Annotated in this window: 22 protein-coding genes; 8 read left to right on the top strand and 14 right to left on the bottom strand. The window is 62.2% G+C overall.

Annotated features, from left to right (window positions below):
* Positions 1–50: 50 nt before the first annotated feature.
* From ACTXGA_RS17215 to ACTXGA_RS17195, 5 genes are all read right to left on the bottom strand, one after another.
* Positions 51–1157, bottom strand: coding sequence for a flagellar basal body P-ring protein FlgI (locus ACTXGA_RS17215; RefSeq protein WP_443395787.1), 1107 nt, complete (start codon positions 1155–1157; stop codon positions 51–53).
* Entirely contained in the window at positions 1157–2155 is a 999-nt protein-coding gene (locus ACTXGA_RS17210) for a flagellin (RefSeq protein WP_443395785.1), read from the bottom strand. The genes ACTXGA_RS17215 and ACTXGA_RS17210 overlap by 1 nt, the downstream gene beginning before the upstream one ends.
* Positions 2156–2167: 12 nt before the next feature.
* On the bottom strand, positions 2168–3616 hold the full coding sequence (gene flgK / locus ACTXGA_RS17205; protein WP_443395783.1) for a flagellar hook-associated protein FlgK: 1449 nt from the start codon (positions 3614–3616) through the stop codon (positions 2168–2170).
* A gap of 35 nt (positions 3617–3651) precedes the next feature.
* A complete protein-coding gene (locus ACTXGA_RS17200; RefSeq protein ID WP_443395781.1) occupies positions 3652–4956 on the bottom strand; it encodes a flagellar hook protein FlgE in 1305 nt (434 codons plus the stop codon).
* Between the two features lie 97 nt (positions 4957–5053).
* A complete protein-coding gene (locus ACTXGA_RS17195) occupies positions 5054–5896 on the bottom strand; it encodes a flagellar motor protein MotB (RefSeq protein WP_443395779.1) in 843 nt (280 codons plus the stop codon).
* A 220-nt stretch (positions 5897–6116) separates the two neighbouring features.
* On the opposite strand from ACTXGA_RS17195, the gene ACTXGA_RS17190 reads away from it, so the two are divergent.
* Together ACTXGA_RS17190 and ACTXGA_RS17185 are read left to right on the top strand one after the other, a co-directional pair.
* Positions 6117–8270 (top strand): YjbH domain-containing protein, encoded by a 2154-nt coding sequence (locus ACTXGA_RS17190; RefSeq protein ID WP_443395777.1) that lies wholly within the window; start codon positions 6117–6119, stop codon positions 8268–8270.
* On the top strand, positions 8267–8947 hold the full coding sequence (locus tag ACTXGA_RS17185) for a YjbF family lipoprotein (RefSeq protein WP_443395775.1): 681 nt from the start codon (positions 8267–8269) through the stop codon (positions 8945–8947). The genes ACTXGA_RS17190 and ACTXGA_RS17185 overlap by 4 nt, the downstream gene beginning before the upstream one ends.
* 64 nt (positions 8948–9011) lie before the next feature.
* Here ACTXGA_RS17185 and ACTXGA_RS17180 read toward each other — a convergent pair whose 3' ends face one another.
* Positions 9012–9689 carry a sugar transferase gene (locus ACTXGA_RS17180; RefSeq protein WP_443395773.1) on the bottom strand — a complete coding sequence of 226 codons (678 nt, stop codon included), beginning with the start codon at positions 9687–9689 and terminating at the stop codon, positions 9012–9014.
* Positions 9686–10531: an NAD-dependent epimerase/dehydratase family protein gene (locus ACTXGA_RS17175; protein ID WP_443395771.1), complete on the bottom strand. Its 846-nt coding sequence runs from the start codon at positions 10529–10531 to the stop codon at positions 9686–9688. Before ACTXGA_RS17175 ends, ACTXGA_RS17180 begins: the two co-directional genes overlap by 4 nt.
* Positions 10532–10637: 106 nt before the next feature.
* Between ACTXGA_RS17175 and ACTXGA_RS17170 the strand changes: the two genes are divergently transcribed.
* Positions 10638–11744 (top strand): polysaccharide biosynthesis/export family protein, encoded by a 1107-nt coding sequence (locus tag ACTXGA_RS17170; protein WP_443395769.1) that lies wholly within the window; start codon positions 10638–10640, stop codon positions 11742–11744.
* Between the two features lie 91 nt (positions 11745–11835).
* Positions 11836–13047: an MFS transporter gene (locus tag ACTXGA_RS17165; protein WP_443395767.1), complete on the top strand. Its 1212-nt coding sequence runs from the start codon at positions 11836–11838 to the stop codon at positions 13045–13047.
* Positions 13048–13053: 6 nt separating this feature from the next.
* Here the strand turns inward: ACTXGA_RS17165 and ACTXGA_RS17160 are convergent, their stop codons facing one another.
* The 3 genes from ACTXGA_RS17160 to ACTXGA_RS17150 are packed head-to-tail and all read right to left on the bottom strand — an operon-like array spanning position 13054 to position 15346.
* Positions 13054–13650: a Smr/MutS family protein gene (locus tag ACTXGA_RS17160; RefSeq protein WP_443395765.1), complete on the bottom strand. Its 597-nt coding sequence runs from the start codon at positions 13648–13650 to the stop codon at positions 13054–13056.
* A complete protein-coding gene (gene mltA / locus ACTXGA_RS17155; protein WP_443395763.1) occupies positions 13647–14645 on the bottom strand; it encodes a murein transglycosylase A in 999 nt (332 codons plus the stop codon). Before mltA ends, ACTXGA_RS17160 begins: the two co-directional genes overlap by 4 nt.
* 38 nt (positions 14646–14683) lie before the next feature.
* Entirely contained in the window at positions 14684–15346 is a 663-nt protein-coding gene (locus ACTXGA_RS17150) for a Tim44/TimA family putative adaptor protein (protein WP_443395761.1), read from the bottom strand.
* A 103-nt stretch (positions 15347–15449) separates the two neighbouring features.
* Here ACTXGA_RS17150 and ACTXGA_RS17145 point away from each other — a divergent pair, with 103 nt between their 5' ends.
* On the top strand, positions 15450–15953 hold the full coding sequence (locus ACTXGA_RS17145) for an FxsA family protein (protein WP_443395759.1): 504 nt from the start codon (positions 15450–15452) through the stop codon (positions 15951–15953).
* Between the two features lie 57 nt (positions 15954–16010).
* Entirely contained in the window at positions 16011–16505 is a 495-nt protein-coding gene (gene secB / locus ACTXGA_RS17140) for a protein-export chaperone SecB (protein WP_443395757.1), read from the top strand.
* Between the two features lie 12 nt (positions 16506–16517).
* On the opposite strand, the gene dnaQ is transcribed toward secB, so the two are convergent.
* The 4 genes from dnaQ to ACTXGA_RS17120 are packed head-to-tail and all read right to left on the bottom strand — an operon-like array spanning position 16518 to position 19264.
* On the bottom strand, positions 16518–17252 hold the full coding sequence (gene dnaQ / locus ACTXGA_RS17135; protein ID WP_443395755.1) for a DNA polymerase III subunit epsilon: 735 nt from the start codon (positions 17250–17252) through the stop codon (positions 16518–16520).
* A complete protein-coding gene (coaE, locus tag ACTXGA_RS17130) occupies positions 17245–17838 on the bottom strand; it encodes a dephospho-CoA kinase (protein ID WP_443395753.1) in 594 nt (197 codons plus the stop codon). The genes dnaQ and coaE overlap by 8 nt, the downstream gene beginning before the upstream one ends.
* The gene (locus tag ACTXGA_RS17125; RefSeq protein ID WP_443395751.1) at positions 17835–18668 is read right to left on the bottom strand and encodes a shikimate dehydrogenase; all 834 of its coding nucleotides are present in this window, start codon (positions 18666–18668) and stop codon (positions 17835–17837) included. Before ACTXGA_RS17125 ends, coaE begins: the two co-directional genes overlap by 4 nt.
* Positions 18665–19264 (bottom strand): Maf family protein, encoded by a 600-nt coding sequence (locus tag ACTXGA_RS17120; RefSeq protein ID WP_443395749.1) that lies wholly within the window; start codon positions 19262–19264, stop codon positions 18665–18667. The genes ACTXGA_RS17125 and ACTXGA_RS17120 overlap by 4 nt, the downstream gene beginning before the upstream one ends.
* 521 nt (positions 19265–19785) lie before the next feature.
* Here ACTXGA_RS17120 and rho point away from each other — a divergent pair.
* Positions 19786–21057 carry a transcription termination factor Rho gene (gene rho / locus ACTXGA_RS17115; RefSeq protein WP_443395747.1) on the top strand — a complete coding sequence of 424 codons (1272 nt, stop codon included), beginning with the start codon at positions 19786–19788 and terminating at the stop codon, positions 21055–21057.
* A 7-nt stretch (positions 21058–21064) separates the two neighbouring features.
* Positions 21065–22345 carry a tRNA uridine-5-carboxymethylaminomethyl(34) synthesis GTPase MnmE gene (gene mnmE / locus ACTXGA_RS17110; RefSeq protein ID WP_443395745.1) on the top strand — a complete coding sequence of 427 codons (1281 nt, stop codon included), beginning with the start codon at positions 21065–21067 and terminating at the stop codon, positions 22343–22345.
* Position 22346: the final 1 nt, after the last annotated feature.

The following is a 22346-nucleotide window of genomic DNA, read 5'->3' as shown; positions in this document are numbered from 1 at the left end:
TTCCGGGGCCAGCCTGCCAGCCAGCTGTTAAGAAAGCCTCTGCAGGCGCGTCACATCACCACGAAATCTGCATGCAGCGCCCCCGCAGCCTTGATGCTCTTGAGAATGTCGATCATATCGCGCGGGCTGACACCCAAGGCGTTCAAACCTGCGATCACCTCTGACAGGTTGGTCCCGGTCGGAACCTCGGCCAGACCGATGCCGGGGTCCTCTTCGATGGCCGCGCCGCTGCGTGGAACGATCACGGTATCGCCGTCGCTGAACGGATTGGGCTGGATCGCCAAGGGGGCCTCTTCGATCCGCAGCGTCAGGTTTCCCTGCGAGACGGCGACACGCGAGATGCGAACATCCGCCCCCATCACAATTGTCCCGGATCGTTGGTCGACCACCACCCGTGCCTTGCGCTGCGGCTCGACCGCAAGATTCTCGATTGCAACCACCGCCCGGGCCGGGGAGCCGGTTCCGGTGCGCGCCAGATCCACGCTGATCGTACCAGCGTCCAGCATGGTTGCCGCGCGACGCCCGATTGACCGGTTTATCACGTCCTCGATCCGCGCCGCGGTGGTAAAGTCTGGCTCTCGCAGAGCCAGACGGAGCGTCGACAGCTGAGTGAAATCGAACGGCACTTCGCGTTCGACACGTGCGCCGGACGGGATGACTCCTGCGGTGGGCACGCCCTGTACGACGCGCGCCGCCTCTCCTTCGGCCGCGACCCCTCCGGCGATAATGGTGCCTTGTGCCACAGCATAGATCTGACCATCCGCCGCATTCAGCGGTGTCATGATCAGCGTCCCGCCCAGCAGGCTCTTGGCGTCGCCGATGGCCGACACCGTAATGTCAATCTGGCCCCCGATCCGGGCAAACGCCGGCAACCGGCCGGTGACCAGCACCGCCGCCACGTTGCGCGGGCGAAACTGCTCGCCGGTCACGTTCACGCCCAGCCGTTCGAGGATGTTGGACATGATCTCTTCGGTGAAGGGTGAATTGCGCAGCCCGTCGCCGGTCCCGTTCAAACCAACCACCAGGCCATAGCCGACCAGGTCATTCGATCGAACACCGTCGACCTCGACCAGATCCTTGATCCGGACCGATTGCGCCGCCGCGCCCGACACCAGGGCCACGCAAAACAGGATTGCCGTCAAAAGGCGTGTCAGCATTACAGGTACTCCGCAAGCGACAGCCGTTGGGACCGCGCGGTGATTGCATAAAGGCTCTCAAGTTGAGAGCGGATGTTCTCGTAGCGGGCGGCGGTGTAATATTGGTCCGCGCCCACCAGATCGAGCCGAGCAATGTTCGTGGCCGTGTATTCCGCGGAGTTGCGCGCTGTCGTTTCTTCGACCCGCGCCTCCAGCGCGCCCAGACCCGCCCGCAGTTCGACCACATCCTGTTGTGCGCCAAGCAGATCCTGCCCGGCCTTGGTCAGCATTTCGATCTGCAGGTCCTGCGAGAATCCCAAGGTGCCATCGGTGGCCAGGGCCGCCATGACGATAGGCTTCAGCACCTCTCGAAACACAGGATCCGTGGCGCGGATGTCCAGATTGGCGCTTTCAGTTTCGCTGAGCTTGAGCGGAGCAAGGCCAGTGTTAGACCCCTGGTAGGTGGTCGTCTCATACACACCGCCGCTGCCGAAGAAAGTGTCGAGCGCGGCTTCGACCCCGGCAAGCGTCGTCTGGCCGGCCAAGGCTGTTTGCGCGTCAGCCAACAACGCCGTCGAACTTTGAACCGCTTCGCGGTCCGTCGCCGTGCCGGAAAACAGGAACCGCCCCGCAACCGACCGGTTCAAACCGTTCATGATCTGGTCCAGCGCGTTTTCGGCATCGTCGGCCATCGTGCTCAGCAAAGCCGAATTGGGTGTCAATTCTGCCGCGATCAGGGAATGCGAGAGGGTCTCACTTCGGCCCTGGATCTCGTCAAGCGCGGTTTGCATGGACCCGGACAAGAAGGTCGCCTCGGTCGTGTTGACCCTGTAGGTGTCCAGTTGCGACAGTGCCCTATCGATGGCCAACAGGCCAGTCAGATCTCCATTCAGATGCTGCGCAGGATCCCGAACGAACCCCGTGGACACCTCTACCGCCAGCTGGTCCATCTCCTTGCGCAAGCTGACCTGATTGCTGCGCAGAACCAGCGCGCGCGCCATATCCCCGATGCTTTCCATGAGGTGTCCTCCTTAAATGGACATCAGCCGTTGCAGCAGTTCGTCGATTGTCGACATGACCTGTGCATTTGCGGCGTAGTGCTGCTCGATCTGCATCAACCGTTGCAGTTCCTGATCGGTGTCGACGCCTTTCGCCAATTCCAGTTCCAGAAGCGCGGTGTTCTGGACCGAGGCATAGGTCCGGCTGTCTTCGGCACGGACGCGCTCTCCGACCACCGTCGAGGTGAACTCGGAAATGTGGTTGGAAAAGCTGCGCGACACCGGGGCGAGGCCGGATGACCCGGGCATTGTGGCAATTGAAAGCGCGTCGGAGATGCCTTGCAGGAGGCGCGCGTCGCCAACCTCGCCCTGCGTTGCGGCCCCAAGACCATCACGCAGACGCCAAGCCCCGCCGCTGCCGGGAGCCACCAGGGAATTGAGCCCGATCCGGCCAGCCACCCCGGTTTCGTTGGTCGCAACAAATGCGGCCCCGCCGTCCGTGAACAGCCCGGGATCCCCGGCAACCAGAGTGGTATCCGGCCCGCCGAAACCCAGCCGTTCAATCAGATCGCGGGCGACACCATCCAGTTGCGCCTGTCGTTCGACAGCGTAGTTGTCCCGAACCTCGAATTGAGCGGCAAGACTGCCCCCCGCGAACAGATACGGACCTGTTGTATCGACCGGAGTGCCGGCGAGTGTCAGACCCTTCAACTGGCCGCCACCCAATGTCATACTGGCATCGATGGCATAGGAGGGTTCGAAACCGACCTCGATCGGCGATCCGTCCAACAGGACGCCGCCGCCGCCCGTGTAGAGGGCGATCTCCCCCTTGTCCCGCTCGACGATCCGCAACGGAACTATCTCAGAGATTTCATTCAGCAGGCGCTGACGTTCATCGTGGTAACTCGCCGCGTCGGAACCCGTGCTCCAGGCCGAAACGATATCCCCGTTCAGCTCGTCGATCCGCGCCACCGTGGTATTCAGTTTGTCCACCTGCGCCGCGATGCTGCTGTCCGCGGATTGCCGGGCCTGCTGAACCTCGTCGGTCAAGGTGTTCAACGTGCGAGCCAGCGAATCCGCCGTGGACGATACCAGTTCCAGCCGTTGAGACGAGGCAGGATTGGAGGCGGCGGTCAGCAGGGCATTCTCAAATGCGTTGACCCGGTCAGTCAGCGACCCCGGCGCGCCGGAGGTCCCCACCGCATTCTCGATCGTGCTGGCGAAGGCATAGCCCGCGTCGGCATTTGCAAGATGCGCGTCCGACACCATCCGGTCGCCGGTCAGGACAGGATCTGAGGATCGGATCGTGCCAGTGATGCGCACGCCACCGGTGGTGCCGACGGCACTGGGCACAAGGCCCAGTGTCCGCCGGCCATACCCTTCGGTCGTGGCGTTTGCGATATTGGTCGATACCAGTCCCGCGGCGCGGGAATTGGCCTTCAGACCGCTGAAAGCATTGTACAGCGCACCGGAAAGAGACATCTAACGACCCCCTTGAAATAGCTGACGGAAATCCGTCAGCGCTTGATGTTGGTGGTTTCCTGCAGCATTTCGTCGACGGTCTGGATGACCTTGGCGTTCGACGAATAGGCCCGCTGGGTCTGAATCATGTCGGTCAGTTCGCTGGCCACGTCCGTGGTGCTTTCCTCGCGCGCAAAGCTGACAACATCGCCGGTCGGCCCGTCACCCGCATCCCACAGGAAGAAGCTGCCGCTTTCGGGCGAAGGCATGTACAGCTGCTTGTCCATCGCGATCATGCCGTTGGGATTGGGCACGTCGACCAGCGGCACCTGGTAGATGATCGAGGTGATGCCGGTGTCGAAGAAGGCGGTTACAAAACCATTCGCGTCGATCTCGACCGAAGTCATGTTGCCCGCCTGAGAGCCATCCTTGGACGTGTTCAGCGGCACGAACTTGTCAGACCGCTGCGTCAGGCCGTCATTTGTGCCCGGCCTACCGATGAAGATTTCGATCGGGCCGCCCGCGGTGGTCACAATGACCTTGCCGGTGGAGGCGTCATAGGCGCCACCGGCTGAGCCAACTGCCACGGTATTCGGCGTACCGCCGGAGGGCTGCGTTGCGTCAAAGGTGATCGTGTATTCGCCGATCACCGCACCGGCGCTGGCCGAGTCTGTGATCTGCATGACCCATTCGTTCGACGACCCGGTCGCAGGCACCGTCGGCGTAAAGGTCACCGTCAGGGTTTCCGAGCGACCAAGGTTGTCGAAATACTCGACGGGCAGCGTTTCGGCACCGCCGGTCGAGGATGCCAGGGTCTTGGAGGCCGGCAGGTTGACTCCCAGCGTCATTTCCGTGGTCGGCTGGCTGAGGAACTGGTTCAGGGCAATCTGGACCGGCTCCAGCCCGGCGGAGGTATCGCGCGAGTTGGCCGGGATGGATCCATCGGCATTGGCCTTCCAACCCAGCAGCATCAGGCCGGATTCGGATTTCAGATAGCCATCGGCATCCACGCGGAAAGACCCCGTGGTGGTCAGGAACATCTGGGGATTGCCGTTGCCTGCATAAACCTCTGTCGCGCTGGCCACCGGCAGAAAACCCTTGCCCCGGACCGCCAGATCCGTCGCATTGTTGGTCGCGACCAGAGCGCCGCTTTCATCGACCAGACGTTGCGTCGTGGTCCGCACGCCACCCGCAGTGTAGCTGCTGCCATTGCCCTGCATGACCATGGCGGAAAAATCGGTCTCGACCCGTTTGTATCCCTTGGTTGCCGAGTTCGCGATGTTGTCCGAAATGGTTCCCAGACGCGTTGCATTGGCGGCAAGGCCCGCAACACCTGCATTGAGGGAAGAAGAGATTGTCATAGACCAGCCTTTCTGCTGCCACTCTGAAATTCAGGGACAACAGATAAGGCCGTGGGTTTAACGCGGAGCTAACAACTAAAATCCCACACAAAACCGCTCATTTCCGACGCAGGAAGACGACCTCGATGCGGCTGTTGCGCGGATCCATGACGTCAGCGCGTGACGGATCGCGGTCAGCATAGGCCGTAACCCGTTGAACACGCTTCTCATCCAGACCACGCCGCACCATCAGGTCGCGGAACACATCTGCGCGCTGCTGGCTGAGATCCCAGGCAGGATTGTCGGTCCAGACAATGGGATAGGTGATGGTATGCCCTTCGATCGCAATCGGGTTGGTCACCACCTCCGAGGCGCGTGACAGGATCAGCGCAAGATCCTTGAGCAATTGCGTCGGTTGGGCGCCATCGTCGAACAGCCGCGCTTCGGAGCTCTCGAAAAACTCGATCACAAGCCCTTCGTCGGTCACTTCGGTGACGATGTGCTTGAGCAGGTCATCGGCGACCATGCTTTCGCCGCCACGGCCCATCAACAGATCCTCGACCTGCTTGAATTCTTCTTCCTCGGCCGCGTCGTGGCCGTCGCCCTTTTCCTTGCCCTTGGACGAGTCGATGTCCTGTGTTTCGGCCTGCGGGCGCAGGCTTGTCGCGCCGGTTCCGACCCGTGGCAGGGTATTTTCGGCAAAGACCGAACTCCCGCCCAGCGCGCCGCTGCCGCCACCGGATACCCGCGCCATCGCGATCGTCGGACTGAAGTAATCCGCGATGCCCTTGCGTTGCTTTTCTGTTGTTGCATTCAACAGCCACATCAGCATGAAGAAGGCCATCATCGCTGTCACGAAGTCGGCATAGGCCACTTTCCACGCCCCACCGTGGTGACCATCGCCCGCGACGACTTTCTTCCGCTTGATGATGACTGGCGCAACATTGCTGTCGCCACTCATCTTTCCCACCTTTCTCTCACCTGTGACAGGTCTAGGACGGCGGCGCTTACCAGCCGATTAACGATTAAAAATGTTCAGTTAAAAGCGCACCGCATGGTTCGCGCGGCAAAGGCGTGCCGATTTTCACACAAACCCCCAAGTCTGGCCCGGACCGAATAGACAGACCCCGACGAAGCCAGTAGCAAGGGTCCAACGAATACGGTGGGAGCGAGGTGAGATCATGCCGGGTTTTCAGTCAGGAAAATCAGGTCTGTTGCGGCGCATAGCGCTTGCGGGCACCTTTTTGACCGCGTTGGCGGGTCCCGCCACACCGCAGGACAGCCAGCGGAACCAACTGACCTTCGGTCTCTACGGCTCCCCCGGGCTGATCGACATGCCGACGGCCGAAATTCCGCCGGACGCCACGCTTGCGGGCACCTACGCCCATTTCAACGGGACGTCGCGTTCAACCCTCTACTTTCAGCTCATGCCGCGGTTGTCGGCCAGCTTCCGATACTCCGCAGTCGAAGACTACATCGGTCCGAACAAGGGCACGCTTTACGACCGCAGTTTCGACCTTCGCTATCAGCTGTTGACGGAGACGGACCGCCGCCCCTCCGTTGTGGTTGGGCTGCAGGACTTTGTCGGAACCGGCATCTACAACTCGGAATACATCGTCGCGACAAAGACCGTTGCGACAGGTCTGAAAGTCACGGCTGGCGTCGGCTGGGGGCGCATGGCCACCAACAACCCCTTCGGGACAATGGGAACGCGCCCGGGCGGCTTTACCGGACAGGGCGGCCTGCCCGAGGTCAAACGCTTCTTTCGCGGCGATGTCGCGGGCTTCGGCGGCGTTTCCTATTCGCCGACGGATCGCCTGAACGTCAAGCTTGAGTACTCGTCGGATAGCTATGACCGCGAGGTCGCGGGCGGGACCGTCAAGAACACCAGCCCGTGGAACTTTGGCGTTGATTACCGGTTCAAGCGCGGAGGACAGTTATCAGTCTATCATGTTCTCGGCACCGAGGTCGGCGCGCAGCTGACCTTCGTGACAAACCCAAAAACCGCAGGCGTGCCCGGCGGGATAGAGCCTTCGGGCCTGCCGGTCGCCCCGCGTGCGCCCGGTTCGGCCGCCGATCTGGGCTGGACGGCGGACGCGCAGCGTGGCCAGTCGGCCAAGGCATCGCTGGCCCAGCTTGTCGCCAAGGAAGGCATGATCGTCGAGGCGGTCACGCTGGAGCCGAACAAGGCAACGGTCCGTCTGGTCAATCCGCGTTTCGGGGCCCCGTCGCAGGCCTTTGGCCGGGTCGCCCGCGCCATGACACGCGCCCTGCCCGCCTCTGTCGAAACCTTCGAAATTATCCCCGTGGTCAACGGCATGGCCATGTCCTCGGTCGTTTTCCAGCGCTCGGATCTTGAACGGCTGGAACATGACGCGGCCAATGAAATCCTCGCCCGTACCTCTTTTGTAGAGGCCTATGGCCGCGTGCCTGCGCCAGACGAGGGGATCTACCCCAAGTTCACATGGTCGCTGACACCCTACGTTCAGCTGTCGGTCTTTGACCCGGACAACCCGGTCCGGGCGGATACCGGCGTGCGCGCCTCGGCGGAATTCGAAATCACGCCGAACCTGATCCTGTCGGGCTCTGTGGCCAAAAAGCTGGGCGGCAACCTGGACAAGGTGGAACGCGTCGAGAAATCGAACCTTCCGCGTGTCCGGACGGATCACCCGGAATACTCCGCACAGGGTGACCCGGCCATCGAATACCTGCAGCTGGCGCATTACGGACGCCCGGCCAAGAACTTCTATTCGCGCATCACCGTCGGCTATCTGGAGCAGATGTACGGTGGCGCCTCTGCGGAGCTGCTGTGGAAACCGGTCACCAGCCGGTTCGCGCTGGGCGCCGAGGTCAACTACGTGATGCGCCGCGATTTCGATCAGCTGTTCGGCTTCCAGTCGATGACGACCGTCGACCCGGTGAGCGGCACCGAACGAACGATCCCCGAGGTAAACGGCCATGTCTCGGCCTACTACGCCTTCAACAACGGCTTCCACGGTCAGGTTGACGTGGGGCGGTACCTCGCCGGTGACTACGGGGCGACCGTGTCGCTTGACCGCGAATTCGCCAACGGCTGGCGGGTCGGGGCCTATGCGACCTTCACCAACGCCTCGTTCGAGGATTTCGGCGAAGGGTCCTTTGACAAGGGCATCCGTTTTTCCCTGCCCTTGGGCAGCCTGATGGGTCAGCCCACACGGCGCAAGAACGATGTGGTCATCCAGTCGCTGTCGCGGGACGGCGGCGCGCGTCTGAACGTGAACGGGCGGCTGTATGAGCAGGTCCGGGATTATCACAAACCGGATGCAGTCAATTCCTGGGGAAGGTTCTGGCGATGACACGGCGTATTTTGACTCGCATCGGGCTGGCCCTGAGTGTCGCGCTGAGCCTTTCGGCCTGCGGCACCGCCAACGATGACAGCACCGACGTCCTGCGGGATCTGCCCAAGGCGATCTTTGGCAAGAAACAGGAGCCGCAGCCGGTTTCGCCGCAGTTGATGGCGCAGGCCTTGGCGGCAACCAAGGCGCCGGTCTTTCTCTACGCGCTTGAATCGCGTCAGGCGCAGATCATGCTGGCCGAAATCCAGCGGAACGGCCCCTATCAGACTTTCGGCAACTCTGCCCGTCAGGTCATCGTGATGCGGCAGGGTATGATCACCTCGACCCGGGGACTGGGCGGGGATCTGATGTCCTCGGAAGAGGATCAGCTGCTGTCCTACGTCGCCAACCGCGCCGAGGGGCAGGTCAGCTATGACCTGCGGTTTCTCACGCCCGAGGATGTGACCCTTGTCCGGCGGTATTCCTGCCGCGTCGCGCGCGGCGACACGATCCCGGTGGCTGCCGGGCTGGTGCAGACGACCGCCCGAGTGGTCACCGTTTTCTGTGTCGCGGGGGATGGGGTGTCGCCCGATTTCGTCAATACCTATGCGGTGGCATCGGACGGGTACATCCTCAGTTCCAAGCAGTGGATGGGGCCGTTCATGGGCTATGTCCTGACCCAGGTGCTGCGGCGCTGAGGGGGGCTGTCCACGCGTGGACAGCTTAGGGGGAATGTAGAATCAAGGACTTACAGGCTCGTTTTTACGAACTATTAGCTTTTCCGCCCTGCCCGCCGCGCGTATCTGACCGTTTTGGCCGACTGTGCATGGAGACCCGGCGAAACACCGTGGCGAACATCAGGCGCATGTCCGTGCAGGGGTTGCGCCGCCGTGCATAGAGCAGATCCAGCCGCGCCTTGCGCGGGATGCAGCGGCGGACATAGACCTCTTCTGTTTCCTCTGCCGAGCCGGTCTGCGACAACAGCCGTTCCTCTGTCCGGTGAAAGGCCATCGAGGCCATGCCGGTCACGCCGGGGCGCTCTTTCAGGACCTCGGCGTAGAGGTCGGGGAACATCTCTGTATAGCGCCGCAGGGGTGCGCGGGGGCCGACAAACCCCATGTCGCCGCGCAGGATGTTCCACAGTTGGGGCAGCTCATCCAGACGTTTGCGCCGCAACCATGCGCCGGTGGGGGTGATCCGGCTGGACTTGGCCGGGCCGGTCACGCCGGAATCCTCTGACGCGAGGCGCATCGTGCGGAATTTCAACAGCATGAAGGGTTGATCCGGCGTGCGCATCCGTTCGGAGCGATAGAAGATTGGCCAGCCATCGCTGCGCCAGACCAGAAATGCCACGTAGAGAATGAGCGGAAGCAGCAGGATCCCAAGGCCAATGGCATAGAGAAAATCGAGCACATGGAGCAGCGGGCGCGGAAATTTCATGGCCAGACCCCCCCGACCGCAGCCCCCGAGACGAGATGCTGTGCCGTTCCGGCCTGTTGTGACAGCTCTGCCACGGAGGCCAGTTTGCCGGTGTCCAGCCAGACCTGTCGCGCCGCCCCCTCTGGCGCATCGCGCCAGTTCAGGTCCGCGCCGACTGCAGTGACCAGATCCGCCATCGGCGTCGGAACCGGGGCGGCGGTGTTATAGATGCCCCGCCCGGTTTCCGAGCGAAGGAAGCCTTCGATCACCCGGGCCAGATCCCCGGCGGTGATGTAGCTGCGCGACGGACCCGCGCCATCGGCGAAGCGGTCCAGCGTCACGGCAGCCCCCGGGCGCAGGTTGGCAAACAGGCTGTCCGCCCCCGCGACATTGCCGATCCGCAGGATGATCTGGCGCGGGCCGTCCGGTGTGGCGCGCGCCGCGATGGCCTGTTCCATGTCCAGCTTTGCCTGACCGTAGGGGGATGGCGGATCGCCGGCCATATCCTCTGTCAGCGGATCGGGACCGGGCCGGTAAACCGCGGCGCTGGAACAATGCAGCACGGCAGAGGCCCCTACGGCCTGCGCAAGATCCACCGCCGCGACGGCCAGCGCCGTGTTTTCCGACAGATCGCGGCCCGGTCCAGGCGTGACTCCCCAGAGCGCGACCACGGCGGCAACAGGGCCAACATCCGGCGCGGGGGCCCCCGGCTGCCAGGTCAAACCACCCTGCGGGATGGGCAAAGACCGCACCACGGGCACCACGTGAAACCCGGTTACAGCCCAGGACGCGCGGACCATGCGGCCCAGTTTGCCGCCCGCGCCCAGCATCAAAACCGCGCAAGATTGCTGTGTTCCTGCCACGGTCCACCCCTCATATCGCTTCCCTTTGACCACCGGACTGTCTATCAGCGGAACGTGGGGCTAGAAAGAACGAAAGACCGGTTGGGGGACTGGAGTGACTGCTAAAATGAGACTGATCGCGCTTTTCGTTGTTGCGATGACCCTGGCTGCCTGCAGCTTGCCGCGCGGCGCTGCCCTGCAATCCGAAGTCCTGAAGGAACGCGACGCGACCGAGCCGACCTTTCAGGTGATCGAGGTCACGCGCGCCAATGTCCCCGGCCTGTACCACTGGTCCCCCACGGGTTGGCACGGCCATTACAAGTGGCCCAGCGCCTCCAGCGGCAGCAGTTCGTCGATCATCCGCACCGGCGACCGGGTCAACATCACGATCTGGGACAGTCAGGACAACTCTCTGCTGACCAACCCGGGCCAGCGCTATACCGAGATCAAGGCGGTCGAGGTCGACGGCAATGGCTCGATCTTTCTGCCTTATGTGAACAAGGTCGGCATTCGCGGGCTGACCGCCTCTGGTGCGCGGTCCAAGATCCAGCAGCGGCTGGAACCGATCCTGCCATCGGCGCAGGTGCAGCTGAGCCTTGAGCAGGGCCGCGATCATTCCATCGATGTGGTCGGCGGTGTCGGCGCGCCGGGGGCCTATCCGATGCCCTCTCGCAATTACAAGATCCTGAACGTGCTGGCCGATGCGGGCGGTATCCGGGACGATCTGCGCAATCCGCGCGTGCGGCTGATCCGTGGCAGCGAAACCTATGAAATTTCCGCCGATCTGCTGCTGGAAGACGGATCGAAGAACGCGCTGCTGCATCCCCGGGATTCCATCGTGGTCGAGGCGGATGAGCGCAGCTTTACCGCACTGGGCGCGAGCGGGATCGAGAACCTGATCTATTTCCCCAAGGATCTGGTCACCGCGCTGGAGGCCGTTTCGCTGATGGGCGGCCTGTCCGATACGCGCGCCGATCCCAAGGGTGTGCTGGTGCTGCGGGAATATCCCATGAAGGCGCTGAAAGCCGACGGCACCGGGCCGCGGATGCCGCAGGTGGTGTTCACGCTGGACCTGACCTCTGCCGATGGGCTGTTCGCGGCGCGGAATTTCTATATCCAGCCCGGCGACACGGTGCTGGCGACGGAAAGCCCCGTCACCTCTGCACAGACGATCTTTGGCCTGGTTGGCGCGGTGATCGGCGTGAGTGTACAGGCGAACAACCTGTCCAACTGATCGGCCACCTGATCTGATTTGAGTTGAAAAAAGCGGTCGCCGGGAACGGTGACCGCTTGCCAATTTCTGCGCACTGGCGACAGTGCGGGACATGAGTCTCCTTCAGTTCCTTACGTCCAATGCTCGATGGTTGTCGGCGGGTGCGCTGCTGACGCTGCTGTCCAGTTTCGGGCAGACCTTTTTCATCTCGATCTTTGCCGGGGAAATCCGGGGCGAATTCGGCCTGAGCCACGGCGAATGGGGCGGGATCTATTCGCTGGGCACGACTGCCTCTGCGGTGGTGATGGTCTGGGCCGGGGGGCTGACGGACCGGTTCCGGTCACGGGTGATCGGGGCGGTGGTGCTGATGCTGCTGGCGGGGGCCTGCCTGTTCATGGCGCTGAACGTCTGGGCGGCGCTGTTGCCGCTGGTGATCTTTGCGCTGCGGTTCTGCGGACAGGGCATGGCAAGCCATATCGCCGTGGTGTCGATGTCGCGCTGGTTCGTGGCGACGCGGGGCAAGGCGCTGTCGGTGGCGGGGCTGGGATTTGCGCTGGGTGAGGCGCTGCTGCCGTTCTTTTTCGTATCGCTGATGCTGGTGGTGGACTGGCGGTTGCTGTGGGTGGCGGCGGCGCTGGTGAGCGTCGGGGCGATCCCGGTGCTGCTGTTGCTGCTGCGCGAAGAGCGGACCCCGCAGAGCCATGCGGAAACGGATCATTCCTTTGGCATGGGGCAGCGGCACTGGGCACGGATGGAGGTGCTGCGGCACTGGCTGTTCTGGTTCATGGTGCCGGCGCTGTTGGGGCCTGCGGCGTTCAACACGGCGTTCTTTTTCCACCAGGTGCATTTCGCCGAGATCAACGCGTGGAGCCATCTGGAACTGACGGCGCTGTTCCCGATCTACACGGCGGCCTCTGTCGCGTCGATGGTGCTGGCGGGCGGGTTGCTGGACCGGCTGGGGACCGGGCGGCTGATCCCGTGGTTCCAGGTGCCGATGGTGGCGGGGTTCCTGTGTTTCGCGCTTGGCGGCGGGCTGGGCTGGACGCTGATCGGGCTGCTGTTCATGGCGATGACGACGGGGGCGAATGCGACCCTGCCGAATGCCTTCTGGGCGGAATTCTACGGGACGCGCAGCCTTGGGGCGATCAAGGCAATGGCGGCGGCGGTGATGGTTCTGGGATCGGCCATCGGGCCGGGGGTGACGGGCGCGCTGATCGATTTCGGGATCGGGATCGAGGTGCAGTATATCGGGGTGGCGGTGTATTTCGTTTTTGCCACGGCGATGATGTGGATCGGGGTGAGCCGGGCGCGGGCGTTCCTGTAGCGCGGTTCAGCGGTTGCGCCGGAGGTAGACGTAATAAGCGCCTTCGCCGCCGTGTTTACGGTGCGCCTCGGACACTTGCAGGACGGCCTGCCCAAGGGGCGGCATCCGCAGCCAGACCGGAACCTGCGTTTTCAGCACGCCTCTGCGGCGCGGCATCGGGTCATAGGGATCCTCGCGCTGGCCCTTGCCGGTGATCACGAGGACAAGGCGAAAGCCACGGGTCTGGGCGCGCAGGATGAAGCCGGTGAGTTCGCCATGCGCCCGGTCGACGGTGAGGCCGTGCAGATCAATCCGCGCCTCCGGTTCCAGCTTGCCCCGTTTCAGACGTGTGAAGGCCTTGGCGTCCATGCGCACCGGGGCTTCGTGCAGGTGATCCTTGGTGGTCTTGGGAAAGACATGAGTCTGCGTGCGCGGCAGCGCGCGTTCGCCAAGCGCGAAGGGGGACAGCGGTTCGCGCGGGTTGGCAGGCTCTCGGGTCAGCGGCTTGGGCCGGGCCTCGGGCTCATCAGTTCGGCGCGGTTTCTTGTGCAGGGGATCCGCGCTGCGGGCGACCTGCTGCCAGAGATCATGCTCTTCGGGGCGGAGTTTGCGGCGCCGGGTCACGGCGCCGGGTCCGGCAGCAGGGCATAGGCGCGCTGGATCGGCATCAAAACGACCATGCGGCCGGCATCCTTGGTCCGGCCCGCGATGCGGCCCGCCTCATCTCCGGTGCCGTAGAAGATGTCCGCCCGTTGTGCGCCCTTGATGGCGGACCCCGTGTCCTGCGCGATCATCAGGCGGTTCATCGGATCGGCACCCTCTTTCTCGATCCAGACCGGCGCACCGTAGGGCGTGTACCGCGGGTCGATCGCGATGGAGCGCAGGGTGGTCAGCGAGCGGTTCATGGCACCCAGCGGACCCTGATCCGGCGGCACCTCGTTCACCTCGCGGAAGAACACGTAAGACGCGTTGTGATAGAGCAGTTCCTGCCCGGCAAATGGATTCCGGCGCACCCAGTTGCCAATCACCTGCATCGATACCTGATGGGCATTGTAGACCCCGCGCCGCACCAATTCGCGCCCGATGGAGCGATAGGGATGGCCGTTGGCACCGGCATAGCCCACACGCACAACGCGCCCATCGGGAAAGCGGATGCGGCCAGACCCTTGGATTTGCAGAAAAAACAGCTCTACCGGGTCGTCGACCCAAGCGATTTCAAGGCCCCTGCCCTGCAATACGCCCGATGTCAGGATCTGGCGACGGGTGAGCCAGGGCCGGGAAAACCGCGCCTCTGGCGGCATCTTGTAGACCGGAAAGCGATAGGTGGCGGTCGGATAAGGCGCGCCGGTCAGTTCCGGCTCAAAATAGCCGGTGAACAGCATCTCCTGTCCGTCTTGAATCAGGACCGGGCGAAACAGCAGTTCGAAAAAGCCGCGGGCGTCATCGGTTTCTTCGGCAAAGGCACAGAGCGCCTGCCAGTCCGGATCATCCATGTCGCGGCAGGTGTTGAGAAAAACCTTGAGCGCGGCGGCATGGTCATCCTCTGCCCAGCCCTTTAGATCCTCAAAGCCGAGGATTTCATAACTCGGCCCCGTCTCTGCGGAGGCGGGGCCGGTCATGAGAGATATCGCAAATAATGTCGCAAGTAACAGTCGGGTCATTCGTCCGTGGCGACAAGCTGCCAGTTGGGATCATCGACACCCATGTGGCGCGCATATGTCCAGATATCCTTTTGCCGTTTGACGGCGGTGGGGGATCCTTCGATCACCTCGCCCTCGGCGTTTTTCACAACAGAGGTCAGTTCGCCCACGTAGCGCACGGTGATTTCCGCAAGGCCGGACTCCTCATCAAAGCGAGCATCGGCAAGGGTCAGTTCGCGCACACCGACAAATTCCGCCTGGATGGTCAGGCCCTGCTCTTCACGCTGGGCGACGACATCGGCGAAGGTTTCATAGACGTCATCCGCAAGGAAAGGTTTGAGATCGTCCATGTTGCCGCGTTCAAAGCCCATGAGGATCATCTCATAGGCGGCACGCGCGCCGGACAGGAATTCGGAGACGGAGAAGGCAGGCTCTACCCGCTTCATTGCCGCCAACGCCTGTGCGGCATCGGTGCCTTCGGCCACGTGATCGGTGATGTCCAGATCGGGACCACCTTCGATCACTTCGAAGTCATGGGCGCGGCGACGGTCATCTGCCTTGGGGGCCTGGGCCGGAGGCTTTTCGAATCCGTCCCGCGTGCCAAGCACGCTCCGCAGGCGCAGAACGAGGAAAATGGCGATTCCGGCAAGAACCAGAAGCTGGAGAATGGGGGAGTTCATCGGCACCTCTTTGCGGCCTGCATTTAAACATCACGGTCGCATCCTTATGTAGGGGAGGTGCGGGGGTTCGTCTACCTGCCCGCTTGATAAGGAGGACGTCCTGATGTGGCTATTGCTGGCCTTTATCGCGGTTCCGCTGATTGAAATCGCCCTGTTCATCCAGGTTGGCGGGGCCATTGGGCTGTGGCCGACACTGGGCGTGGTGCTGCTGACCGCCATTATCGGCACATGGTTGGTGCGCACCCAGGGCCAGATGGCCATGTTGAACCTGCGCCGCAGTTTTTCGCAGCTGGAAGACCCCAGCGAGCCCTTGGCGCACGGCGCGATGATCCTGATTGCCGGGGTTTTGCTGCTGACGCCGGGGTTCTTTACCGATGCCGTGGGCTTTGCGCTGCTGGCGCCGCCGGTGCGGACGGCGGTGTTCAACTGGGCCCGCAAGCGCGTGCATGTGACGCGGTTCGAAATGGGTCCGCAACCCGGTCCGCGCGACACTTATCGCGATCCAAGGGCCAAATCCGGCCCCGGTGAGGTGATCGACGGCGAATTTAGCGAAATTCCCAAGGGCAAGGAGCCCAATCACCCCGGTTCCGGCTGGACGAGGCATTGAGCGTGCCTGCGGGCGCTGCTATGCCTCGCCAATAGATTTTAACGGGAGACCCGATCCATGGCAGAGACCAACGGCGCAGGGCAGGCGCAACAGCCGCCCAAGATGAGCGTTCTGGCCCAATTCATCCGCGACCTGTCCTTTGAAAACATCCTGTCCCAGAAGGGTGTCAGCGGCGAAGTTCAGCCGGACGTGCAGGTACAGGTCAACCTGGATGCCAAGAAGCGTTCGGTCGAGAACCAGTACGAAGTTGTGATGAAGCTGAAGGTCGAGTCCAAGGCCAAGACCTCGGGCGACGTTCTGTTCATCCTCGAACTGGATTACGCCGGTGTGTTCAGCATCGAGAACGTGCCGGAAGATCAGTTGCATCCGTTCCTGCTGATCGAATGCCCGCGGATGCTGTTCCCATTTGTGCGCCGGATCGTTTCGGACGTGTCGCGCGACGGTGGTTTCCCGCCGCTGAACCTGGAAACGATCGATTTCCTGGCGCTGTACCGCAACGAGCTGGCGCGGCGCGCGCAGCAGCAGGCGGCAGAAGGCGCGCCGTCGGCGTAAGTGTTGCGGCGCTCAGAGTTTCGACCAGAGCGCCTCATCCCCCAGCTTCTCGACAAAGGCGGCGTGAGCCGCCTTTTCCTTTTCCGACAAGCGGGATGGCAGCGGCGTCGCCCGCGGCCGGGGCCGCCACGCGGGATCGTCCATCTGCCCGCCGGAGCGGGAGCCGCCCGCCGGGGCAAGGCCGAAATCCGGTTGTTTTCCCCCGATCAGTTCCAGATAGACCTCGGCCAGGATTTCGGAGTCGAGCAGCGCGCCGTGCAGGGTGCGGCTGGAGTTGTCGATCGAGAACCGGCGGCAGAGCGCATCGAGCGAGGCCGGGGAGCCGGGAAAGCGGCGGCGGGCGATTTCCAGCGTGTCGATGGCGCAGTCCTGCGGCAGCGGCGGGTGGCCCGTCCAGCGCAGTTCGGCGTTCAGGAATTTCATGTCGAACGAGGCGTTGTGGATCACCAGCTTGGCGTCGGTGCCGATGAAGTCGATGAAATCCTTGACGATTTTGGCAAAGACGGGCTTGTCGCGCAGGGTGATCTCACCGCCATTGGCGGGGCGCGGCGGGTCCAGCAGGTCCGGACCGATGCCGTGCACGCCAAAGGCCTCATCCGGCATGCCGCGTTCGGGATTGATATACTGGTGATAGGTGCGGCCGGTGGGAACGTGGTTCAGCAGTTCCAAGGCCCCGATTTCCACGATCCGGTCGCCGCTTTCGGGGTCAAAGCCGGTGGTTTCGGTGTCGAGCACGATTTCACGCATGGGTCAGCCTCTGTTCGATGGCGCGGACCACAGAATGCACCTGTGCGCGGGCATGCTCAAGCGTATCGGTTTCGATGACCCATGTGGCGCGAGCGCATTTTTCTTCGTTCGGCATCTGGCGGGTCAGGATGCGGTCCAGATCCTCGGCTGTCATGGTGCCGCGGGCGAGAACGCGCTGCCTTTGTGTTTCACGGGAAACATTCACGCAGGCGGTGGCATCCATTTCGGCGTCTCCGCCGGTTTCGAACAGCAACGGGATGTCAAAGACGCCGATGGCGTCCGGGTGCGCGGCGATGAACTGCTGCCGGTCCTGCTGGACCAGCGGATGCACGATGGTTTCGATGCGTTTCAGGGCCGTGGGATCGGCGGCAATGATTCCGCGCAGCGCATCCCGCGAGACAGTGGAATTATCAATTGCGCCGGGGAATACGGCGGCGATCGGGTCAACCGCCGCACCGCCGGGACCATAGAGCCGGTGGACCGCCGCATCGGCATCCCAGACCGCGCAGCCCAGATCGGCAAACATCTGCGCCGTCGTCGATTTGCCCATCCCGATGGAGCCGGTCAGACCCAGCTTGAACTTCATCCCAGCACGGCCTGACGGGTGGCCTCATCCACCACCGGCCGCTGACCGAACCACCGCTCGAACCCCGGAACCGCCTGATGCAGCAGCATTCCAAGACCGTCGACCACGGTACAGCCCGCCTCACGCGCCTCTTGCAGCAGGCGGGTTTCCAGCGGAGCATAGACAAGATCGGTGACCAACATGCCGGGCGTCAGCGCATCCAGCGGCACGCGGAACGGCGGCTTGCCGGTCATACCGAGCGCGGTCGTATTCACCACCGTTGTGCAATCCTCGATCATGTTTCCGGCCTGAACCCAATCGACGACCGTGATCCGGTTGCCGAAATCCGAGCGCAGCTGTTCCGCCCGCACGCGGGTACGGTTGGCGATCCGGATTTCGGGAACGCCGACGTCCAGCAAGGAAGCAAGGACAGCCCGGGCGGCGCCCCCTGCCCCGAAAACCGCCGCCGGCCCGGCGGTTGGGTCCCAATCCGGTGCCCCATGCCGCAGGTTTTCCATGAAACCGTAGCCATCGGTGTTGTCCGCATGAATGCGGCCGTCTTTTCGGAAGATCAGCGTATTGGCCGCACCGATCAGGGTGGCGCGATCCGAAACCAGATCCGCAATCTGCATCACCTTTTCCTTGTACGGGACGGTGACGTTCAGACCGACAAAGCCCAGATCCGGCAACAGGCGGATGGTCTCGGAGAGTTTGTCCTCCGGGATTTCCATGGGAATGTAATGACCCGGCAGGTCATAGGCGTTCAGCCAATGGGCAAAGAGCGCCGGGGACCGGGAATGGGCCACCGGGGAGCCGATGACCGCGGCGAGTGGGATACGGGAGAGGCTCATGCCGGGATGGTTCCTCTGATCGAGAGATAGGTCAACAGTTCGAGCAACGGCAGACCGAGAATGGTGAAATGGCTGCCCTCGACGCGGGCGAAAAGGCGGATACCTTCTGACTCGAGCTTGTACCCGCCGACGGATGTGGCGATGTCCGGCCAGTTCCGATCAAGATATTCGTCAAGGAAGTCCTCCGAAAACTCCCGCATGGTCAGGCGCGCGGTGCCCACGTGGCGCCAGACCGGTTCTGCGTCTTGATAGAGGACAGCGGCGGACAACAGGCGGTGCGTCTTGCCCCTCAGCAAGAGGAGCTGTTCACGCGCCTCTTGCCGTGTTGAGGGTTTGGAAAGGATTTTGCGCTCTGTTTCCAATACCTGGTCACAGCCAAGCACCAGGCAGTCAGGATGGCGCAGGCCGATCTTGCGGGCCTTTGCCTCTGCCAGCGCATCGGCAATGTCCCGCGGCGACGCATCTTCGGCTTCGAGGGCGGCCTTCAGGCTGTCCTCATCCACCCTTGGCGATTCGGTGTCGATCGTCAGACCGGCTGCACGCAGCAGGTCGGCCCGGATCGGGGAGGTTGACGCAAGGAGAAGGTCGGATGTCATGGGGATAAGTTTGAGGAGAAGCCAGTGCGAAGGTCTGGGCATGGTTCTGAGGAAAAACCCGCCCGGTTGCAAGCTTGGGGGTAAAGGTAACACTTGCAAGACGCAGTTCGCGGCTTGACGACATGTGACCAAGAATAACTCAGAGAGGTTGATTATTGGATTGCACAGAGTCTGTCCAAGCGGTTATCCCATCCGACGAACAGGCAGGATCTCCAGTTTAACGATTTGTTATTTTTAACTTTTTCTTTGTCTTTCCCGTTTGGTCTGTAATCTATCCCAAATGTTATCCCGATCTGGAGCCTTGTTCGGGAAGCTGGGGAAAACTGAAGGATCCACAGGATCTATGCTCCCTAAAATCTTCATAAACCTTTTTCTTTCCTAATTTATTATAAAGATAGACCCTCAGCGAAGCGCGTTGACTCAGACCTAAGCTTTGCGATAGTCCAAGCAGGCTTTCGTCCGAAAGCGAACTCTCCCGTTAGACAAAGGATAGGCGGCCCGAGCGGTCCGCGTGTTGTGCCATGAGCGAAGAAAATCTGAACCTCTCTGATCTGAAAGCCAAGAGCCCGAAGGATCTTCTGGCCATGGCGGAAGACCTGGAGATCGAAAACGCCTCGACCATGCGGAAGGGCGAGATGATGTTTCAGATCCTGCGCGAGCGGGCTGATGAGGGTTGGACCATCTTCGGGGACGGCGTTCTGGAAGTTCTGCAGGACGGGTTTGGGTTTCTGCGCTCTCCCGAGGCGAACTATCTGCCGGGTCCCGACGATATCTACGTATCGCCGGAGATGATCCGGAAATACTCGCTGCGCACTGGTGACTCCATTCAGGGAGAGATGAAGGCACCGGACGGAGAAGAACGGTATTTCGCGCTGGTTTCCGTGTCGGAGATCAACTTTGAAGAGCCGGAACGGGCGCGGCACAAGATTGCCTTTGACAACCTGACGCCGCTCTACCCGGACGAGCGGCTGAAGATGGAAATCGAGGATCCGACGATCAAGGATCGCTCTGCGCGGATCATCGACCTTGTGGCGCCGATCGGCAAAGGCCAGCGGAGCCTGATCGTGGCGCCGCCGCGCACCGGTAAGACGGTCCTGCTGCAGAACATCGCGCATTCGATCGAGAAGAACCATCCGGAGTGCTATCTGATCGTTCTGCTGATCGACGAACGGCCCGAGGAAGTGACGGACATGCAGCGTTCCGTGAAGGGTGAGGTGATTTCTTCGACCTTCGACGAACCTGCGACCCGCCACGTGGCCGTGTCCGAAATGGTCATCGAAAAGGCCAAGCGTTTGGTGGAACACAAACGAGATGTTGTGATCCTTTTGGACTCCATCACTAGACTTGGTAGAGCGTTCAACACTGTGGTGCCGTCGTCGGGTAAGGTGCTGACGGGTGGTGTGGATGCCAATGCGCTGCAGCGACCGAAGCGGTTCTTTGGGGCTGCGCGGAACATTGAGGAAGGTGGATCGCTGACCATCATCGCCACCGCCCTGATCGATACCGGATCGCGGATGGACGAAGTCATCTTTGAAGAGTTCAAGGGTACCGGCAACAGCGAGATTGTGCTGGACCGCAAGGTGGCGGACAAGCGCGTCTTCCCGGCCCTGGATATTCTCAAGTCCGGTACGCGGAAAGAGGACCTGCTGGTGGATAAGATCGACCTGCAGAAGACCTTTGTCTTGCGTCGGATCCTGAACCCGATGGGCACGACGGATGCCGTCGAGTTCCTGATTTCCAAGTTGAAGCAGACCAAGACGAACTCCGAATTCTTTGAATCGATGAACAGCTGACCTTGCCATGGAGACGATCTTTGCCTTGGCGAGTGGCGCCGGGAAGGCGGGCGTCTCCGTAGTCCGTGTTTCGGGCCCAGCGGCTTGGGATACGGTTTCGCGGTTGGCCGGGTCCGTGCCGGAACCGAGGGTGGCTTCGGTCCGGCGTCTGGTCAGCATGGACGGGGATTTCCTGGACGAGGCCCTGGTCCTTGTCTTTGCCGAGGGCGCGAGTTTTACCGGAGAGCGGGTCGCTGAATTTCAGGTGCATGGAAGCCTTGCGGTGGTGCAGGCGCTTTTGCGTGTGCTTGGCCAGATGGATGGTCTGCGACAGGCAGAACCGGGCGAATTCACGCGACGCGCTTTGGAGAACGGACGGCTGGATCTGAGCCAGGTCGAGGCCTTGGCGGATCTGATCGAGGCGGAGACAGAGCAACAGCGGAAACAGGCGCTGAAGCTGTTGACCGGGGCGCTGGCGCAGCGTGTTTCGGGTTGGCGCGCGGATATCGTTCGGGCGGTGTCCTTGCTGGAAGCGACGATCGATTTTGTCGATGAAGATGTGCCGGTTGACGTGGCGCCCGAGGTTGACGCTTTGCTGGCCAAGGTTTGTGCGGGCATCGAGGCCGAGTTGCGAGGCCTGGCATCTGCGGAGCGTGTCCGGCTGGGGTTCGAGGTGGCAATAATTGGTCCGCCGAATGCGGGCAAGTCGACTCTCTTGAACTACCTCGCCGGTCGGGACGCTGCGATCACCTCTGATGTCGCGGGTACGACGCGAGATGTCATTGAAGTGCGGATGGAGATCGAGGGGCTGGCCGTCACATTGCTGGACACCGCTGGGCTGCGGGAGAGTGACGATCTGGTGGAGCAGCTGGGCGTCGCCCGTGCGCGGGATCGCGCCGCGGCGGCGGATCTGCGGGTTCATTTGGTGCCGGCCGGAGAAAAACCCTTGATCGAAGTCGTTGCAGGAGACGTGGTTGTCCAGGCGAAATCCGATCTGAACGATGGATCCGGCGTTTCAGGCCTGACAGGTGCGGGCGTTCCGGCGCTGATCGACCGGATAGCCGGGCGCCTTTCTGGTATGGTTGAGGGCGCGGGTCTTGCCTCTCGGGAGCGCCATCGGGTTGCTTTGGCCGAGGGAAAGGCCCATTTGGATCAGGCGCGGCTGCTTTTGGCTGATGGGTTAGATCTGTACGATGTCACCAGCGAGGAAATTCGGTTCGCGCTGCGGAAACTGGAACGTTTGATCGGGCATGTGGATGTCGAAGATGTCCTTGACCAGATCTTTTCGAGTTTTTGTATCGGCAAGTAAG

This window comes from Antarctobacter jejuensis (assembly GCF_052266595.1).
Taxonomy (GTDB): domain Bacteria; phylum Pseudomonadota; class Alphaproteobacteria; order Rhodobacterales; family Rhodobacteraceae; genus Antarctobacter; species Antarctobacter jejuensis.
Note: the sequence above shows the minus strand (reverse complement) of the source record. Positions and strands in the feature narration are given on the sequence as shown.

Coding starts and splice junctions, on each gene's coding strand:
- ACTXGA_RS17215 (WP_443395787.1), bottom strand. CDS start 1,157: ATGCTGACACGCCTTTTGACGGCAATCCTGTTTTGCGTGGCCCTGGTG.
- ACTXGA_RS17210 (WP_443395785.1), bottom strand. CDS start 2,155: ATGGAAAGCATCGGGGATATGGCGCGCGCGCTGGTTCTGCGCAGCAAT.
- flgK (WP_443395783.1), bottom strand. CDS start 3,616: ATGTCTCTTTCCGGTGCGCTGTACAATGCTTTCAGCGGTCTGAAGGCC.
- ACTXGA_RS17200 (WP_443395781.1), bottom strand. CDS start 4,956: ATGACAATCTCTTCTTCCCTCAATGCAGGTGTTGCGGGCCTTGCCGCC.
- ACTXGA_RS17195 (WP_443395779.1), bottom strand. CDS start 5,896: ATGAGTGGCGACAGCAATGTTGCGCCAGTCATCATCAAGCGGAAGAAA.
- ACTXGA_RS17190 (WP_443395777.1), top strand. CDS start 6,117: ATGCCGGGTTTTCAGTCAGGAAAATCAGGTCTGTTGCGGCGCATAGCG.
- ACTXGA_RS17185 (WP_443395775.1), top strand. CDS start 8,267: ATGACACGGCGTATTTTGACTCGCATCGGGCTGGCCCTGAGTGTCGCG.
- ACTXGA_RS17180 (WP_443395773.1), bottom strand. CDS start 9,689: ATGAAATTTCCGCGCCCGCTGCTCCATGTGCTCGATTTTCTCTATGCC.
- ACTXGA_RS17170 (WP_443395769.1), top strand. CDS start 10,638: ATGAGACTGATCGCGCTTTTCGTTGTTGCGATGACCCTGGCTGCCTGC.
- ACTXGA_RS17165 (WP_443395767.1), top strand. CDS start 11,836: ATGAGTCTCCTTCAGTTCCTTACGTCCAATGCTCGATGGTTGTCGGCG.
- mltA (WP_443395763.1), bottom strand. CDS start 14,645: ATGACCGGCCCCGCCTCCGCAGAGACGGGGCCGAGTTATGAAATCCTC.
- ACTXGA_RS17150 (WP_443395761.1), bottom strand. CDS start 15,346: ATGAACTCCCCCATTCTCCAGCTTCTGGTTCTTGCCGGAATCGCCATT.
- ACTXGA_RS17145 (WP_443395759.1), top strand. CDS start 15,450: ATGTGGCTATTGCTGGCCTTTATCGCGGTTCCGCTGATTGAAATCGCC.
- secB (WP_443395757.1), top strand. CDS start 16,011: ATGGCAGAGACCAACGGCGCAGGGCAGGCGCAACAGCCGCCCAAGATG.
- dnaQ (WP_443395755.1), bottom strand. CDS start 17,252: ATGCGTGAAATCGTGCTCGACACCGAAACCACCGGCTTTGACCCCGAA.
- coaE (WP_443395753.1), bottom strand. CDS start 17,838: ATGAAGTTCAAGCTGGGTCTGACCGGCTCCATCGGGATGGGCAAATCG.
- ACTXGA_RS17125 (WP_443395751.1), bottom strand. CDS start 18,668: ATGAGCCTCTCCCGTATCCCACTCGCCGCGGTCATCGGCTCCCCGGTG.
- ACTXGA_RS17120 (WP_443395749.1), bottom strand. CDS start 19,264: ATGACATCCGACCTTCTCCTTGCGTCAACCTCCCCGATCCGGGCCGAC.
- rho (WP_443395747.1), top strand. CDS start 19,786: ATGAGCGAAGAAAATCTGAACCTCTCTGATCTGAAAGCCAAGAGCCCG.
- mnmE (WP_443395745.1), top strand. CDS start 21,065: ATGGAGACGATCTTTGCCTTGGCGAGTGGCGCCGGGAAGGCGGGCGTC.